We start from the raw sequence: 15,762 nt of genomic DNA on the forward strand, positions 1-15,762 counted from the left end.
GCCCCGCTTAACTTCAGAACCCTGCCTTACCCGGGTACCAGTCGGTGCCGGCCAGCGGCACGCGCGCCATGGCGGCGGCCTCCATGGTCAGGGCGCACAGATCCTCGGGTTCGAGGTTGTGCAGGTGGTTGTGGCCGCAGGCGCGGGCAATGGTCTGCGCCTCTAGCGTCATCACCTTGAGGTAGTTGCGCAGGCGGCGGCCCGCTTCGGCCGGATCCAAGCGCTTCATCAGCTCCGGGTCTTGGGTGGTAATGCCGGCCGGGTCGCGGCCTTCGTGCCAGTCGTCATAGGCGCCGGTGGTGGTGCCCAGCTTCTGGTACTCGTTTTCCCATTTCGGGTCGTTGTCGCCCAGCGCGATCAGCGCCGCGGTGCCGATGGCCACCGCGTCAGCACCCAGTGCCATCGCCTTGGCCACGTCGGCGCCGGTGCGGATGCCGCCAGAGACCACCAGCTGCACTTCGCGGTGCACGCCCAGATCCTGCAACGCCTGCACGGCGGGGCGGATACAGGCCAGCGTCGGCAGACCGACATGTTCGATGAACACGTCCTGGGTAGCGGCCGTGCCGCCCTGCATGCCGTCCAGCACCACAACATCGGCGCCTGCCTTCACGGCCAAAGCAGTGTCATAGTAGGGCCGGGTGCCGCCAACCTTCACATAGATCGGCTTTTCCCAGTTGGTGATTTCCCGCAGCTCCAGGATCTTGATTTCCAGGTCATCCGGGCCGGTCCAGTCCGGGTGGCGGCAGGCGGAACGCTGGTCGATGCCCTTGGGCAGGCAGCGCATTTCCGCAACCCGGTCCGAGATCTTCTGGCCCAGCAGCATGCCGCCACCGCCGGGCTTAGCGCCCTGACCGACCACAACCTCGATGGCGTCCGCCTTGCGCAGGTCATCGGGGTTCATGCCGTAGCGGGACGGCAGGTACTGGTAAACCAGCTTGGAGGAATGGCCGCGCTCTTCCGGGGTCATGCCGCCGTCACCGGTGGTGGTGGAGGTGCCGGCGGCAGATGCGCCGCGGCCCAGGGCCTCTTTCGCGGGGCCCGACAGCGCGCCAAAGCTCATGCCGGCAATGGTGACCGGAATGTCCAGCTCAATCGGCTTCTTGGCGAAACGTGTGCCCAGGGTCACCTTGGTTTCACATTTCTCGCGGTAGCCTTCCAGCGGATAGCGCGAGACCGAGGCGCCGAGGAACAGCAGGTCATCGAAATGCGGCACCCGGCGCTTAGCGCCGCCGCCGCGGATGTCATAGATCCCGGTGGCTGCCGCGCGGCGGATTTCCGCGTTGATCGGGTTGGAGAATGTCGCCGACTGGATCGGCTCGGTACGGGGGATGTTCTTGTTATCCATGCCTTTTGATCCTGTCCTTAGTACGCTTGCGCGTTGTCGACGTCGAAGTTGTAAAGCTGGCGGGCGGAGCCATAGCGCTTGAACTCTTCCGGCTTGGCGTCGGAGCCCGCGCGTTCCAGCAGATCCTTGAGGATCTCGATGTGCTCAGGCCGCATCTCTTTCTCGATGCAGTCGGCGCCCAGGCTCTTGACCGAACCGCGCACAAACAAGCGCGCCTCATAGCAGCTGTCGCCCAGCGCATCACCGGCATCGCCGCAGACAACCAAGTTGCCCGCCTGCGCCATGAAGGCGCACATGTGGCCGATGTTGCCGTGCACGACGATGTCGATGCCTTTCATGGAGATGCCGCAGCGTGAAGACGCATTGCCCTTGATCACCAGCAGGCCGCCGTGGCCGGTGGCACCGGCATATTGGCTGGCGTCGCCCTCGACGATCACCTGGCCGGACATCATGTTTTCAGCCACACCGGGGCCAACAGACCCTTCGACGCGCACGGTCGCCTGCTGGTTCATGCCGGCGCAGTAGTAGCCGGTCGAGCCCTTGACGGTCACGTCAATCGGCGAGTCCAAACCCACGGCAATCGCATGGCTGCCCTTGGGGTTGACGACTTCCCAGGCAGTTTTGTTAGTGCTGCCGTTCAATTCCTGCAGGGCGGAGTTCAGACCGCGCAGGCCATTTGCTTCAAGATCATATGTCTGCATCTTAGTGGTTCCAGAAGTAAACGGTTGCGGGTTCGGGCTCCCAGACCTTGGCATCTTCAATGCCCGGCAGGTTCACCAGCGCGCGGTATTCGGACCCGAAGGCCACATACTGGTCGGTTTCCGCCATCACCGCCGGCTTGCAGGCGATCGGGTCGCGGACCACGCCAAAACCGTCCTTGGTGCCCACCACGAAGTTGAAGAACCCGTCCAGGTCTTCCAGGGTGCCTTCCAGCGCTTCACCCAGGGTGGCGCCGTTCTGCATCTTCCAGGTCAGATAGGCTGCGCCCACCTCGGTGTCGTTCTGGCTTTCGATCCGCACCCCGTCCCGGCGCAGCTTGCGGCGCAGCGAGTTGTGGTTGGACAGCGAGCCATTGTGCACCAGGCACTGGTCCGATCCGGTCGAGAACGGGTGTGCGCCCTCGGTGGTCACGGCGGATTCAGTGGCCATGCGGGTATGGCCGATGCCATGGGTGCCGCTCATGCCGCGCACGTCGAAACGCTCTGCAACTTTCTCGGGCAGACCCACTTCCTTGTAAATCTCGATGGTGTCGCCTGCACTCATGACACGCATGCCGGGGCGCAGTTCCGCCAATGCGGCGCGCGCTTCTTCGGCTTTGCCAGCGGGCACCTCCAGCACCGCGTGGGTGTCGGTCACCCGGATCGACACATCGGTGCTCAGCGCTTCGGCCAGCGCGCCGTCCAGCCCGTCAAAGGCTTCCTCAGGCGCATCCGACTGAACGGTCAGCTTGGTGCGCCCGTCCGCTTCGGATCCGTAGATTGCAATGCCCGCACTATCGGGACCGCGGTCCGTCATGGTGATGAGCATATCGGTGAGCATATCGCCCAGTTTTGGCTCTAGTGATTTGTCTTTCAGAAAAAGACCGACAATCCCGCACATGGGTGTGCCTCCTGCTTTTCATCTCGAATCAACGCTAGCAGTTTGCGATCTACCGTTCAACTCTTATGAAACTTATTTTCCCTTGAGGGAAAGAAAAGGCGCGCCGTCTGGCGCGCCTCTGGTTGGGTCAGGATCAGTATTTCTCCAACAAGGAGTGTATTTTCTCCTTGTCCCCCATATTCTTAGCCTTCTCCAGATGGGCCCCCTCGCGAACAAACTGGATCCGGTGCCAGGCGATCCAGAAGACCACCCCCAGGACAACCATCAGCCCTTCTGATCCTTGAAAGGGGTAAACTGCCCCAACTTCTGCCAGATCCACCGCCCAGCTGTCGTATCCGATCGTAGACATTCCAATTCTCCTTATTCAGCCGGAACGCCGTTGCCGTTCACTGCAGCCTTGTCGGCAGCAATGATTTCGGCCTTGGCATCTTCGTAGGCATGGTGTTCAGCGTAATCGAGGCCCTGCAGCTCGACCTCCACCGGGATCCGCAGCACGCCGGCAGCGGCCTGCATCTTGGAGATCACGTACCCGGGCAGCCAGCCCAGCACGCCAAACATGATCACCGCGCCGATGGTCTGGCCAACCGGGTTGACGGTGGCATAGCCTTCATAGGGCGAGCTCGGCGCGCCCCACAGCAGGAAGCCCGCGATGATCAGCCCCACGATGCCGGAGTAGCCATGCACGGCAACAGCGCCCACCGCATCGTCGATCTTGAAAGTGCGCTCGACCCAGTAGTGCAGCTTGTAGACGATCACGACACCAACCGCGCCGACCAGCATCGCCTGGATCGGGTGGTACAGGTCGTTGCCGGCAGAGGCTGTGATGATGCCCGCCAGACCGCCGGAGAAGGTCCAGAACGCATCACCCTTGGACACCACATAAGCCGCCATCAGGCCGCCGGACAGCGACATCAGGAAGTTGAAGGTGATCGCGGACAGCGAGGTCGGCGCCAGATAGATGTTGGTGGCCGTCCAGGTTTCGCCGGTCAGCAGCCCGCCAATGCCATCCGGCGAGATCACCGGAATGTTGCAAGCGGCATAGAAGCCCCAGAACCCCGAGTAGATCAGGAAGATCCCGATGGTCAGCATCCATGGGTTATGCGGCGGGATATCGCGCGGAGTGCCGTCAGCGGCGAACTTGCCCAGGCGCGGGCCCAGCACCATGATCACACCCAATGCGTAACCGCCGGCAATCGCGTGGATCACACCGGAGGCATAGGCGTCGTGATAGCCCAGGTATTTCACCATCCAGCCCTCGGCGTGCCAGCCCCAGGCCGCGTCGATGATCCAGAACACCGAGCCGATCATAACTGCATGCACCCACAGGGCGGAAGAGCGGATCCGCTCAATCACCGCGCCGGACACGATCGAGGCCGCGGTCCAGGAGAACAGCAGGAACGCCGCCCAGAACACGCCGGTGATCCGGTCTGAGAGGTTGGTGCCCATGTTCTGCGACCACGGCAGGTTGGCCGCGCCTGCATCATGGTTCAGGCCGCCGAAGAACGGGAAGCTGGGGAACGCCCAGTAGATCCACCAGCCGAAAAAGAAGAAAGTCACCGTGACCAGCGGAATGATCATGATGTTCTTCATCAATGTGTGCATGTGGTTGCGGTGGCGGCTGGCGCCGACCTCATACATGCAGAACCCCACGTGAATGAGGAACATGAAGACAACGGTCACCCAGTAATAGAACTCGGTGAACACCGTTGTTAACGCGTTCAGATTTCCATCCAATGTTTTGCCCTCCTGTTGGCAGTGTTCCCGGGCATTTTTTGCCTCTTGGGAATATTATTTTCCCTTATTATTGGGTTCCGGCGGGCAGACCTGTCAATCTTCATGTGAAAATTTATTCACCCCCAGGGAACACGGTGCCGCTTTTCGCGTTTTTATTTGCCGGTTTTCAGACCAGTTAAGTCCCCGGCATCCAAAGACTTAGCGCCAACCGGCCCGGACCGGTTCCATGCCGCGCCGACATGCTGCAACCACCGCCAAACCCATGGTGCAACTGCGCATTTGCGACAGAATCACGCGAATCTCCGGCACCACTTGTCTGTGATTCTCCCCCGGAACGGGTTGCGCAGAGCCTGCCGCAACCGCAAGCCTGATGTCGAAAAAGACCATTTCAGGCCAATTCATGCCGCAAACCCATTCGGAATCGGCATTTTTGGCAAAATCTTTTTCCTGCTAGGAATAATCATTGACACGAAGCCTCCTCCCTTGGCTAACTGGACCAGACCAATGGAACCAAATCAAGAATTTTGGTCCGCACCAATAGGGAGAAACGCAAAATGGCCATCATCTGGCGGACTTCAGCACTGGCGCAGCGCCACAAGGAAATCGGCGGCGAGCTGGAAGATTGGAACGGCATGGGAACCGCCTGGTTCTATGACCACACCCCCGAGCGCGCCAAAGCCGACTACGAGGCGATCCGCACCAAGGCCGGCCTGATGGACGTGTCCGGCCTGAAGAAAGTCCACGTCGTGGGCGAGCACGCGGCACAGGTCATCGACCGGGTCACCACCCGCAACGTCGAAAAGATCATGCCGGGCCGCTCAACCTATGCCTCGATCCTGAACGACCAGGGCAAATTCGTGGACGACTGCATCATCTACCGCCTGTCGGTGAACAGCTGGCTGGTGGTGCATGGCACCGGCACCGGCATGGAGCAGCTGAACACGGTTGCGGCCGGCAAGAACTGCTCGGTGATCTTTGACGACAACATGCACGACATGTCGCTGCAGGGCCCCGTTGCGGTGGACTTCCTGGCCGAATACGTGCCCGGCATCCGTGATTTGGCCTATTTCGGCATCATCCAGACCAAGCTGTTCGGCTGCCCGGTGATGATCTCGCGCACCGGCTACACCGGTGAGCGCGGCTATGAGATCTTTTGCCAGGCCAAGGATGCCGTGCACCTCTGGGACAGCATCCTGGACAAGGGCGCGGGGCTCGGCATCGTGCCGGTGCAGTTCTCCACCCTCGACCTCTTGCGCACCGAAAGCTACCTGCTGTTCTATCCGGGCGACAACTCCGAGACCTACCCGTTCGACGATGAGCCCTGCGGCGACACGCTGTGGGAATTGGGCCTCGAATTCACTGTCTCCCCGGGCAAAACCGGCTTCATCGGCGCCGAGAACCACTATGCCGCCGAAGGCAAGGAGCGGTTCAAGATCTACGGCGTCCAGCTGGAGGGCACCACCCCGGCGGATGAAGGCGCAGACCTGCTGCAGAACGGTGAAAAAGTCGGCGTGGTCACCTACGGCATGTATTCCGACGTGAACAAGCACAACGTGGGCATCGCGCGGATGCCGGTGGCCTGCGCCAAGCCGGGCACCGAGCTGACCGTGCGCAACGGCGACGGCACCGAGATTGCCGCCACCGCCGCCGAGATGCCCTTCTACGACAAGGACAAATCGATCCGCACCGCAAAGGGCTGATCCGGATCCCGGGCGTCTCCATCCCGGAGGCGCCCGCTTTCGTTCACCCGGACTGCAGGAAAAGCGACCCACATGTCTAAGACCGTATTCCCCCCTTCCATCAAAAGCCGCCCCGTCTACGGCGAGCTTGAAGCCCGCGCCGGCAGCGGCCACCTGATGATTGCCGATGCCGAAGGCGCCGAGGCGATCCTTGATCTGGCCAAAACCGCGGACGCGGCGTTCTGGGCCAAGGCCCATATCATCTACATCCCCAAGGACACCGGCACCAAATACAGCAGCCAGCTGGAACAGCTCGGTGCAGGCCAGTATTACGCAGGCCCCTCCTACGAGGCCGCGCAAAGCCGCATCCGCCGCGCCCTGCTGGACTGCCACATGGGTACCCAGGTGTATCTGACCGGCACCGAAAGCCTGATGGGCCAGGCCATGGCCGAGGCCACCGCCGCCGGCATCCCGCATACCGCGATCCAGACCGAGCACCGCGGCTCCACCGCGCGGCGCATGCAATGCGTGCACTGCAAGGGCATCACCGAGGACGTCACCACCGACCCGTTCGAATGCAGCCACTGCGGCCTCAGCCTGTTCGTGCGCGATCACTATTCGCGCCGCCTCGCCGCCTTCCAGGGCGTGCGGGTGGATGCCGAAGACCCGGGCAACATCCCCGAGAAAGTGGAGCTGTTCAAATGAGTGCTGGCACCGCAAAACTGAATGTCACCGTGGCCGAGGTCAAACCGATCAACGACCTGGTCACCCGTTTCAAATTTGTCCGCACCGGCGGCGGCGACCTGCCCACCTTCTCGGGCGGCGCCCACACCGTGGTCGAGATGCAGGACGGCGATATCACCCGCCTGAACGCCTATTCGCTGATGTCCAACCCGGCCGACCGGGGCGCCTACACGATCTCAGTCCGCCGCGATGACGAAGGCCGCGGCGGCTCCAAATTCATGCACTCCCAGGTGAAAGAGGGCATGGAGATGGTGATCTCCAACCCGGTGAACCTGTTCTCGCTGGACCTGCGCGCGGGCAAGCACCTGATGCTGGCCGGCGGCATCGGCATCACGCCGTTCATGGCGCAGATGCACCAGCTGTCGATGATGGGCGGCCAGTTCGAACTGCACTATTCGGTCCGCACCGCCTCGCTCGGCACCTATGCCGAGGAGCTGGCGGCACAGTACCCGGGCAAGGTGCATATCTATCACGACGACCAGGGCGAGGCGATCGACCTCAAGACCCTGCTCGCCACCCAGCCGCTGGGCACGCATGTGTATGTCTGCGGCCCCAAGGGCATGATCAACTGGGTGCACTCCACCGCCGAGGACATGGGCTGGCCGCGCGAAGCGGTGCATTCCGAGGAATTCCTGGCACCTGCGTCGGGCAAGCCGTTCGAGGTGAAATGCGCGGTCTCCAACAAGATCGTCCAGGTCGGCGAGCATCAATCGCTGCTGGAAGCCCTGGAGGCGGCCGGCATCGACGCCCCCTACCTCTGCCGCGGCGGCGCCTGCGGCCAGTGCGAGACCAATGTCATCGGCTATGACGGCAAGTTCCTGCACTACGACCACTGGCTGACCGACGAGCAGAAGGCAGGCGGCAAGCACATCATGCCCTGCGTCTCGCGCTTTGAAGGCAAAACCCTGGTCCTGGACCGCTGAGGGAGAACGACATGACAATTCAATTCAACGACGAAACCTTCCACGGCGACTTCACCTTCAAGAACTCGGACTGGGCCATCAAACGTTTCCCCTTCCCGTTCCACGAAGACAGCTACATGTATTCGGTGAACATGGAGCCGCACACCTCCTACCGGCCCGGCTCGGTGTTTGAACGCACCTTCGACGTCGACGAGCACTATGTGGCGGAAATGAAGGACCGCGCCCGGGTGCTGGCGAACGACCCGCTGCGCTGCCAGTCGCTGCCGCATATGACGCTGGCGGGCTGGGACCTGGTCGAGCTGATCATGGAAGCCAAGGCGCGCGAGTATCCGGACCTGTTCGAGTTGCACAAGGACGGCAACCGCTGGCGCTGGGTGAACAAGCCGCTGGGCATCGACGACACCTTCACCTTCCTCGATGAAAGCACCCTGCCCTACGGCCCGATGGAATACATCACCCGCCAGACTCAGGGCGACTTTGCGGTGCTGGACCAGCGCGACGACAACCTGTGGATGGACGCCGGCATGGTCACCACCCAGGCTGACTGGTCGCTGGACTTCGATATCGGCATGAACTTCTTCGAATGGCATGCACCGGTGCCGAAGGCGCACGAGATGGGCATATTCGTGCGCGCGCTGAAGTTCCTCTTGAACATCCAGCAGGGCCAGCCCGCCCGCCGCCTGAACTGGACGATGACGGTCAACCCGCTGCTCGACACCTCGCCGGAGAACTACCACAAATGGGGCGTGATGAAGCAGGGGCTGACGATGGAGAACATCGGCGACAAGCAGCACCTGCGGGTCGAACTGCAGACCTTCTTCCGCCTGCCGCGCTCCAATGCGCTGGTGTTCCCGATCCGCTGCTACCTGATCAGCTTCAACGATCTGGTGACGGTGCCGAAATGGGGCCGCCGCCTGCACCGGGTGATCCGCGACCTGCCGGAAGAGCTGGCCACCTACAAGGGCTTCATCGACAACCGCCCGCTGATGGTGGAATGGCTGTCGCAGTATGACGACGGCAGCCCGACCTCGGACGGCATCTGGCCCGACGACGACTGATCCCGAGCGGACCCGGCGGGCCGTCCCTACCCCCTGTCACTTAGGCCCGCCTCACTGACTGCCGTTGCCCCTGGCTCCGGCAGTTTCTTTTTTTAACTGAAGGGGGCATTCCCGCCCCTGCATCAGACGGCAGGCTGCACCTGCCCCCTGTACAGCCTTGGGCCGGGCAGCGAACGGCAAGCTCTCCGCATAACGCACCAGTGCCGCGCATCGCGCGGCGCTGCGCCCAACTGCGCGGGGACATCTTCAGATGTTCCCGAAACAGGCGGGAGCACCCGCGCCGCGGATCAGCTCGACTGCGGGTAGGAGATGATCGACAGGTAGCGCGCTGGCAGTTTCACCAGACCCTCAGGCCCATGCGGCGCGTCGGCGTCGAAGAACAGCGTATCCCCAGGTTTCAATTCAAACACCTTGTCGCCATGGCGGTAATCCACCTCGCCCTCCAGCATATAGAGCATTTCCACCCCATCATGCTGGAAGGTCGGAAACACATCCGACTCTTCAGTCAGGGTGATCATGTAAGGCTCCACCATCACGCCAGAGGCATTGGCACCCAGATGCCCCAGAAGCTGGTACTGGTGCCCGGCCCGGGTGCCCGCGCGCTCGGTCTCCGCACCTTCGCCGGATTTCGTGTGCACCGCCTCCCGGCTTTCTTCAAAGCGCCGGAAAAAGGAGGTGATTGGCACGCTCAGCGCATTGGCAAGCAGCTGCAGCGTGGTCAGAGACGGCGACGTGTTGCCATTTTCGATCTTGGACAGCATCCCGATTGACAGCCCCGTCAGATTGGCCAGATCCGCCACAGTGATCCCCTGCTGACGCCGGAACGACCGGACCTCACGGCCAATTGCCACTTCCAGAACTTTTTCCGAGCCCTCGCGGACACGATGCGGATCTTGAGAAAGGTTATTTGCCACTGCGTCGCTATCGTCTTTGGGTTTAGCCACTGTGTTATCTTCCTTATGGACAGCCTCTGACAAGCGCGCAGCGGGGATTACGTAAAAACTTTTCAAGACGCAAGGAACCGCGCGAAAATTATTTTACTGACATTACCACTTTTTCCCAAGCCCCCACCGCCACAGGAAAGAAAATTGTTGCTTGGCAGCCCCGCCTCCCAAGCGGCAAACAACAAAACCCGGGCCGCCGGACCCGGGTTTCAACTCCCAGACAGACACCCCCCGGCTCTTCTCAGCTGTCCAAGAGCAGCAGGCAGGCGCCCAGAACCTTGCGGCTGCCGTCAAACACCACAGGCTTCTCGCCGCGCCAGCGGCTGGCGTGGCGGTGCAAGGCCGCCCGGCCCGAGGTCAGGTTGCGCAGCGTCTCGCCGGTTTCCGCTGCGATCCGCCCCACCCGGGTTTTCAGGTTGCCGTGATAGGTCTCCCGGTGCAGCGCCTCCATCCGCAGATGAAACAGGGACGACCGGCTGCGCGGCGCAATCTGCATCACTGCAACCTGCACGTCAGCCCCGGCCCAGACCCGCAAAGCGCGAGCCTGCAGCTTCTCAGCTTCTTCAAGCGCGCCCGCCCGGAACTGCAGCACGGCCAGGTTCGCAGGCGCAGACGCGCGGCGCAGATCGGCGGCTGGAAAGGCAACCCGCGCCAGCAGATCTGCCAGGCGGAACAGCCGCATTGCCTTGCGCCTGTGCGCACCGGCCACTGCCACTGCCCGCTCCATCAGCCGCTCCCAGATCAGGTCGGCGCGCGACCATCCAGCCTCGCGCGCGACCCGCATTTCCGCGTCCCGCCTAGAGCCCCAGATACGCGGCGCGGACGTGTTCATTGCCGTGAAGCTCATCTGCAGGACCCTCCATTGCTGCATTTCCGGTTTCCAGGACATAGGCGTAATCGGCCAGTTCCAGCGCCAATTCGGCGTTCTGTTCGACCAAGACCACCGACAGCCCCTTGGCGTTGATCTCCTCGACGATCCGGGCGATCTCCTCGACAATCACCGGCGCCAGCCCCATCGAGGGCTCATCCATCAGCAAAAGCCGGGGCTTGGACATCAGCGCACGGCCGATGGCAAGCATCTGCTGTTCACCGCCCGACATGGTCTTGGCCATCTGGGTGCGCCGTTCACGCAAGCGCGGGAAACGGGTGAAGACACCCTCCAAGTCCTCCTCGACCGCATCCTTGTCCTTGCGCAGAAACGCCCCGGTGCGCAGGTTCTCCTCCACTGTCATATCGGGGAAGATCCGCCGCCCCTCCGGCACATGGGCAATGCCGTTGGCCACCACCTTATGTGCGGGCAGGTGGTCGATCCTCTTGCCCTCGAAGGTGATCTCGCCCGCGGTAATCGGCAGCATCCCCGACATCGCACGCAGCGTGGTGGTCTTGCCCGCGCCGTTGCCGCCGATGATGGTGACGATCTTGCCCTCCGGCACCGCGACCGAGATGTTCCGGATGGCGTTGATCTTGCCGTAGTTGACGGCGATATTCTTCATCTCAAGCAACATGGCGCGCGCCTCCCAGATAGGCCTCGATCACCGCCGGATGGTTGCGGATCTCCTGCGGGCCGCCTTCGGCCAGGAACTTGCCAAAGCTCATGCAGGTGATGTTGTCGCACAGCCCCATGATCGCTTGCATGTCATGCTCGACGATCAGGATGGTGATCCCGTCCGCCTTCAGACGCTCCATCAGGTCCATCATCTGCCGCGTCTCTTCCGGATTCATGCCGGTGAAGGGCTCATCCAGCAGGATCACATCCGGGTGACTGGCATAGGCCACCGCCATGCCCAGCGCCCGCTGGTGACCGTGGGACAGATCACCCGCCCGCTCATGCTTCACATGATCCAAGCCAAAGAACTCCAGCGCCTCCCTGGCGCGCGCCTCAGCACCGCTGCGGTCTTCCTTGTCCCAGCCGATGATCGCGGCAAAGATGTTGGGGCGGAATGGCATATGGGTGCCAACCAGCGCATTCTCCAGTACCGTCAGCTCAGCAAACAAAGTCGAGTGCTGGAACGTCCGCACCACCCCGCGCCGGGCCACGTCATGCATCTGCAGGCCGGAGATATCCTCGCCCCGCAGCAGCACCTGCCCCGATGTCGGCGTGTAAAAGCCTGAGATCATGTTGAACGTCGTGGTCTTTCCCGCCCCATTCGGGCCGATCAGACCATGGATCGAGCCATGCGCCACCTTGAACGACAGGCTGTCTACCGCAACCAACCCGCCAAACCGCATAGTCAGGTCTTTGACTTCAAGAAAATCACTCATTCTGCCGGGCTCCGTTCCGGCGCGCCATCTGCGGCGCGTCTTTTGGTGAGTTTCTGCACGATGCTTTCCAAGCCATTTGGCAGGAACAGGATCGACAGGATCATTATGGCGCCATAGATCAACGGCCGCATCTGCTCGAGCCCCAGCTCGCGCAGCACAACCTCATTGATCACCGTCAGCACCACGCAGCCCAGGATCGGGCCATAGAAAGTCGCGGTGCCGCCGACAATTGCCCAGGTCAGCACAAAGACCATCAGGTCGATGTCAAAGGCGTTGGGATTGATGGTGCCCACGTAATGCGCCAGCAGCGCGCCGGAGATGCCGGCAAAGCCCGAGGCAATGGCAAAGGCCAGCGTCCGGTAGGCCCGCACATTCACGCCCGAGGCCTGCGCCAGCTTGTCCTGCCAATGCACCGCATGGAAGGTGAGACCGACCGGCGATTTCTCAATCCGCCACAGGACCCACAGGCAAACCGCCACAACAACGCCTGCAAAGTAGTAATAGGAGGTCGGCTCAAAGAAATCGAACTGGTAGAAGCCAACCGAGAAATCCGGCATCGGATCAATCCCCTTGATCCCCTTGGCGCCGCCAAACGGATCCCGGAACCGTTTCCACAGCAGGCGGATGATTTCACCGGCAGCAAACGACCCGATCAGAAAGTAAAACCCCTTCATCCGGAACAGCGGAAAGGACAACAGCACCGCAATCAGCGCCGCACACACGCCCCCCAACAGCATCGAAACCGGCACATAGACACCCAGCTTCTTGGTCAGCAGGGCCGAGGAATAGGCCCCCACCCCCATGATCACCACATGCGCCAGCGACCATTCACCGGTCAGGGTCAGCAGCCGGTAGCTCGCCACCAGCAGCACGTTGATGGTCAGGAACACCAGGATTTCCTGCTGCGAAAAGCTGAGCCCATGCGGCAGGGCAATCAGCGCGGCCAGCGCCGCGATCCAGATCAGGAACTTAGGCACGATCCGCACTCCCAAACAATCCGGTCGGCTTGACGATCAGCACCAGCAGCATCAGCGAAAGCCCCACGATGTCAGCTAGAACACCGTCCCAGAAGGTAGTCACAAAGGTATGCACCAATGCATAGGCAACCGAGGCCACGATGGCGCCCTCCAAGGAGCCGACTCCGCCGACGATGATGACAATGAATGCGGTAACAATCACCGAATGCCCCATATGCGGGTTGACCGAGACCAGCGGCGCGGTCAGCGCGCCCGCTATCCCCGCCAGCCCCGCACCAATGAACATGGCGATCCTGGCGGTCTGGGTGATCGAAATCCCCTGCAGCGCCGCAGCCTCGGGATCCTGCGCCGAGGCGCGCAAGGCCCAGCCGAATTTGGTCCGTTTCAAAAAGTACCAAAGCGCCGACAGCAGCACGATGGCAGCGATGATCACATAGAGCCGCGCCACCGGCAGCCGCACCTTATCTGAAAACGCAATCACCTCTTGCGTCACCGGCGGGATATGCACCATCCGCACGCCGAACCCCATCACCGCCAGCGCCTGCAGGATCATCAAAAACCCGATCGAGGCCACCAGCCCGCCCAGGGGGTTATCCTTCAACGGCCGGAACAGCGCCCGCTCCATCAACAGGCCCAGACAGCCCACAAACAACAGCCCCGCCGCCACGGCCAGAAAGAACGGCACATTCAGCCCGGCATACAGCGCCACAATCGCATAAGCACCCGCCATGAACAGTTCGCCATGGGCAAAATTGATCACTCCCATGACACCAAAAATCAGCACAAGTCCCACAGCAACAAGGGAAATATAGCTCGCAGCATACACGGCGTTGAGGCCGGTCTGCGCCAAAAGGTCCAGCATTGGATTGTCTCTTTATTCAGTCGGTCCCGCGGTGCGGGGACATCTCCCGCACCGCCTGATTGCCAGCCTGAAAGGTCAGCTGCGCTGATCCCACATCTGGTCATAGGCCTTCATATGCTTGACCAGCAGGTCGCCGTGCTTGGCGTACCAGTCAGGGATTGACCGGAAATCCTTGATCCGGGCCTTGCCGCTCTCAATCGCCACCACCGGCCAATCGCCGACCAGCGCATTGTCGATGCCGAACAGTTCGGTGCCCCACCAATCGGCGTTGCCAAAGGCGTGCTTACCCTTGCCGTCCTTCATTGCAGCTGCCACCGCATCCGGGCTGGCCGACCCGGCCTTTTCCGCCGCGGCCTTCCACAGATCCATGATCGAGGCATATTCCCAGCTCACCGCGCCCCATTGGCCCGGGTGGCGGGTATTGAATTCCTCATAGAACCCGTTCGGATCGGTGAAATTGATATTGCTGCCATTCAGCGCCGGATCATCAAAATCCGGGAATTGGAAGACAAAGCCTTCCATGAACTCCTCCGAGGTCTTGGCGATCATCTGGTCGTAGAAATCCGCGGTGCAAGAGATGATCTGCCCCGTGAATCCCTGCTGGAACAGCTGTTCGACAATCGGATGCACATAATCGCTGTAGCAGGTGTCCAGGCAAACGATATCCGGGTTCTTGCTGATCAACCGGGTCACAACCGGCGCAAAATCGGTGGTCGCGGGGTCGAACAGCAGCGGCGCGTCCAGCATCTCGATGCCCGCCGCCTCGAACGCCGCCAGGTAGGTCGCCACCGAAGGCAGCCCCAGCGCGTCATCCTGCGCGCACATCACCGCGGTCTTCAGCTCCGGCTTGTTTTCGGCCAGCCAATCCACCCCTGTGACATTGTAGATCGGATGCACCTCTGCCGGTGCAATCAGCGTATTGGTGTCCGGCGACAGGTCCGACGGCAGCAGGGTCGAAAACAGCATGCCGGTCTTGTCCGCCACCGGCTGCACGCCGGGCCAGGTATCGCCGCCCAGCATCATGATGAAACTCACACCATCCTCGCGGATCAGCTTGGTGGCGCCGGTGCGCGCCTTGGCCGGATCGTATTCGTTGTCGTAGGCCACAAACTCGACATTATGGCTGCCATCACCCAGCTTGATGCCGCCCGCGGCATTGACCCGCTCGGCCCAAATCTGACAGCCATCCAGCCCGGGCTTGCCCCAGGCCGCCACCGCACCGGTCAAAGGCGCCAGAAAACCGATCTTGATGGTGCTGCCCGCCGCCAGCGACGCGCCCGGCAGCCCGGCGCTCATCGCCGCAGCCGCCGTCGAATGAAGGAACGTCCGCCGGGTCAGCCCCGATTTCACGATCTTGGAAATCATCTTCGTCTCCCATGTTGGACCCGCCTGTTTGTTTTTTGCGGCGGTGTGTTCTGCGGGATGAAGCCCTCTTGCGGGACCCGCAGGTTCAGCCCAACGTCACTGAACCAGTTGATCCAAATTGGACCCATCCCGGCTCAAGGCTGGCAGCCACATGGTTCACCGTCAAGAAATTTTCTTTCACTTTCCAGACCGAAAAGGCACCAAAATAGGACCATCTGCGCAATAATGCGGCAAGTAAGGCCCTAAAAACGTCACCAAAACATAACCTTA

Annotated in this window: 16 protein-coding genes; 4 read left to right on the forward strand and 12 right to left on the reverse strand. The window is 61.7% G+C overall.

Translation table 11 applies throughout. The features are described 5' to 3' along the window. Positions 1 to 13 precede the first annotated feature (13 nt). The 5 genes from ACXAEK_RS02470 to ACXAEK_RS02490 all read right to left on the reverse strand — a co-directional run bounded on the left by ACXAEK_RS02470 (position 14) and on the right by ACXAEK_RS02490 (position 4,678). Entirely contained in the window at positions 14 to 1,345 is a 1,332-nt protein-coding gene (locus ACXAEK_RS02470; RefSeq protein ID WP_475039700.1) for an FMN-binding glutamate synthase family protein, read from the reverse strand. 17 nt (positions 1,346 to 1,362) lie between these two features. Further along, positions 1,363 to 2,046, reverse strand: a complete 684-nt coding sequence (locus ACXAEK_RS02475; protein WP_475039702.1) for a protein GlxC — start codon at positions 2,044 to 2,046, stop codon at positions 1,363 to 1,365. A gap of 1 nt (position 2,047) precedes the next feature. Continuing rightward, complete coding sequence (locus tag ACXAEK_RS02480; protein WP_475039703.1) at positions 2,048 to 2,944, reverse strand: class II glutamine amidotransferase; 897 nt, start codon at positions 2,942 to 2,944, stop codon at positions 2,048 to 2,050. Positions 2,945 to 3,077: 133 nt separating this feature from the next. After that, positions 3,078 to 3,293: a hypothetical protein gene (locus ACXAEK_RS02485; protein ID WP_475039704.1), complete on the reverse strand. Its 216-nt coding sequence runs from the start codon at positions 3,291 to 3,293 to the stop codon at positions 3,078 to 3,080. 11 nt (positions 3,294 to 3,304) lie between these two features. After that, positions 3,305 to 4,678 (reverse strand): ammonium transporter, encoded by a 1,374-nt coding sequence (locus tag ACXAEK_RS02490; RefSeq protein WP_475039706.1) that lies wholly within the window; start codon positions 4,676 to 4,678, stop codon positions 3,305 to 3,307. A gap of 554 nt (positions 4,679 to 5,232) precedes the next feature. Between ACXAEK_RS02490 and ACXAEK_RS02495 the strand changes: the two genes are divergently transcribed. The 4 genes from ACXAEK_RS02495 to ACXAEK_RS02510 all read left to right on the forward strand — a co-directional run bounded on the left by ACXAEK_RS02495 (position 5,233) and on the right by ACXAEK_RS02510 (position 9,082). Next, a complete protein-coding gene (locus ACXAEK_RS02495) occupies positions 5,233 to 6,378 on the forward strand; it encodes an aminomethyl transferase family protein (RefSeq protein WP_475039707.1) in 1,146 nt (381 codons plus the stop codon). Positions 6,379 to 6,450: 72 nt separating this feature from the next. After that, the gene (locus ACXAEK_RS02500) at positions 6,451 to 7,062 is read left to right on the forward strand and encodes a dimethylamine monooxygenase subunit DmmA family protein (RefSeq protein WP_475039709.1); all 612 of its coding nucleotides are present in this window, start codon (positions 6,451 to 6,453) and stop codon (positions 7,060 to 7,062) included. Beyond that, on the forward strand, positions 7,059 to 8,024 hold the full coding sequence (locus ACXAEK_RS02505) for a PDR/VanB family oxidoreductase (protein ID WP_475039710.1): 966 nt from the start codon (positions 7,059 to 7,061) through the stop codon (positions 8,022 to 8,024). The genes ACXAEK_RS02500 and ACXAEK_RS02505 overlap by 4 nt, the downstream gene beginning before the upstream one ends. An 11-nt stretch (positions 8,025 to 8,035) precedes the next feature. Next, entirely contained in the window at positions 8,036 to 9,082 is a 1,047-nt protein-coding gene (locus ACXAEK_RS02510; RefSeq protein WP_475039712.1) for a heme-dependent oxidative N-demethylase family protein, read from the forward strand. A gap of 287 nt (positions 9,083 to 9,369) precedes the next feature. On the opposite strand, the gene ACXAEK_RS02515 is transcribed toward ACXAEK_RS02510, so the two are convergent. The 7 genes from ACXAEK_RS02515 to ACXAEK_RS02545 form a co-directional block, all read right to left on the reverse strand. Next, a complete protein-coding gene (locus tag ACXAEK_RS02515) occupies positions 9,370 to 10,026 on the reverse strand; it encodes a helix-turn-helix domain-containing protein (protein ID WP_475039713.1) in 657 nt (218 codons plus the stop codon). Between the two features lie 241 nt (positions 10,027 to 10,267). Then, a complete protein-coding gene (locus ACXAEK_RS02520) occupies positions 10,268 to 10,873 on the reverse strand; it encodes a tetratricopeptide repeat protein (RefSeq protein ID WP_475039714.1) in 606 nt (201 codons plus the stop codon). Beyond that, entirely contained in the window at positions 10,824 to 11,531 is a 708-nt protein-coding gene (locus ACXAEK_RS02525) for an ABC transporter ATP-binding protein (protein ID WP_475039715.1), read from the reverse strand. Before ACXAEK_RS02525 ends, ACXAEK_RS02520 begins: the two co-directional genes overlap by 50 nt. Further along, complete coding sequence (locus ACXAEK_RS02530) at positions 11,521 to 12,288, reverse strand: ABC transporter ATP-binding protein (RefSeq protein ID WP_475039717.1); 768 nt, start codon at positions 12,286 to 12,288, stop codon at positions 11,521 to 11,523. The genes ACXAEK_RS02525 and ACXAEK_RS02530 overlap by 11 nt, the downstream gene beginning before the upstream one ends. Continuing rightward, positions 12,285 to 13,265 carry a branched-chain amino acid ABC transporter permease gene (locus ACXAEK_RS02535; protein ID WP_475039719.1) on the reverse strand — a complete coding sequence of 327 codons (981 nt, stop codon included), beginning with the start codon at positions 13,263 to 13,265 and terminating at the stop codon, positions 12,285 to 12,287. The genes ACXAEK_RS02530 and ACXAEK_RS02535 overlap by 4 nt, the downstream gene beginning before the upstream one ends. After that, positions 13,258 to 14,127 carry a branched-chain amino acid ABC transporter permease gene (locus tag ACXAEK_RS02540; protein ID WP_475033294.1) on the reverse strand — a complete coding sequence of 290 codons (870 nt, stop codon included), beginning with the start codon at positions 14,125 to 14,127 and terminating at the stop codon, positions 13,258 to 13,260. The genes ACXAEK_RS02535 and ACXAEK_RS02540 overlap by 8 nt, the downstream gene beginning before the upstream one ends. Before the next feature lie 75 nt (positions 14,128 to 14,202). Beyond that, positions 14,203 to 15,492 (reverse strand): ABC transporter substrate-binding protein, encoded by a 1,290-nt coding sequence (locus tag ACXAEK_RS02545; RefSeq protein WP_475039720.1) that lies wholly within the window; start codon positions 15,490 to 15,492, stop codon positions 14,203 to 14,205. Positions 15,493 to 15,762: the final 270 nt, after the last annotated feature.

The sequence above is a fragment of the Leisingera sp. ABM4_101 genome, from assembly GCF_056158725.1.

Coding starts and splice junctions, on each gene's coding strand:
- ACXAEK_RS02480 (WP_475039703.1), bottom strand. CDS start 2,944: ATGTGCGGGATTGTCGGTCTTTTTCTGAAAGACAAATCACTAGAGCCA.
- ACXAEK_RS02510 (WP_475039712.1), top strand. CDS start 8,036: ATGACAATTCAATTCAACGACGAAACCTTCCACGGCGACTTCACCTTC.
- ACXAEK_RS02470 (WP_475039700.1), bottom strand. CDS start 1,345: ATGGATAACAAGAACATCCCCCGTACCGAGCCGATCCAGTCGGCGACA.
- ACXAEK_RS02495 (WP_475039707.1), top strand. CDS start 5,233: ATGGCCATCATCTGGCGGACTTCAGCACTGGCGCAGCGCCACAAGGAA.
- ACXAEK_RS02525 (WP_475039715.1), bottom strand. CDS start 11,531: ATGTTGCTTGAGATGAAGAATATCGCCGTCAACTACGGCAAGATCAAC.
- ACXAEK_RS02540 (WP_475033294.1), bottom strand. CDS start 14,127: ATGCTGGACCTTTTGGCGCAGACCGGCCTCAACGCCGTGTATGCTGCG.
- ACXAEK_RS02505 (WP_475039710.1), top strand. CDS start 7,059: ATGAGTGCTGGCACCGCAAAACTGAATGTCACCGTGGCCGAGGTCAAA.
- ACXAEK_RS02520 (WP_475039714.1), bottom strand. CDS start 10,873: ATGAGCTTCACGGCAATGAACACGTCCGCGCCGCGTATCTGGGGCTCT.
- ACXAEK_RS02485 (WP_475039704.1), bottom strand. CDS start 3,293: ATGTCTACGATCGGATACGACAGCTGGGCGGTGGATCTGGCAGAAGTT.
- ACXAEK_RS02500 (WP_475039709.1), top strand. CDS start 6,451: ATGTCTAAGACCGTATTCCCCCCTTCCATCAAAAGCCGCCCCGTCTAC.
- ACXAEK_RS02475 (WP_475039702.1), bottom strand. CDS start 2,046: ATGCAGACATATGATCTTGAAGCAAATGGCCTGCGCGGTCTGAACTCC.
- ACXAEK_RS02545 (WP_475039720.1), bottom strand. CDS start 15,492: ATGATTTCCAAGATCGTGAAATCGGGGCTGACCCGGCGGACGTTCCTT.
- ACXAEK_RS02530 (WP_475039717.1), bottom strand. CDS start 12,288: ATGAGTGATTTTCTTGAAGTCAAAGACCTGACTATGCGGTTTGGCGGG.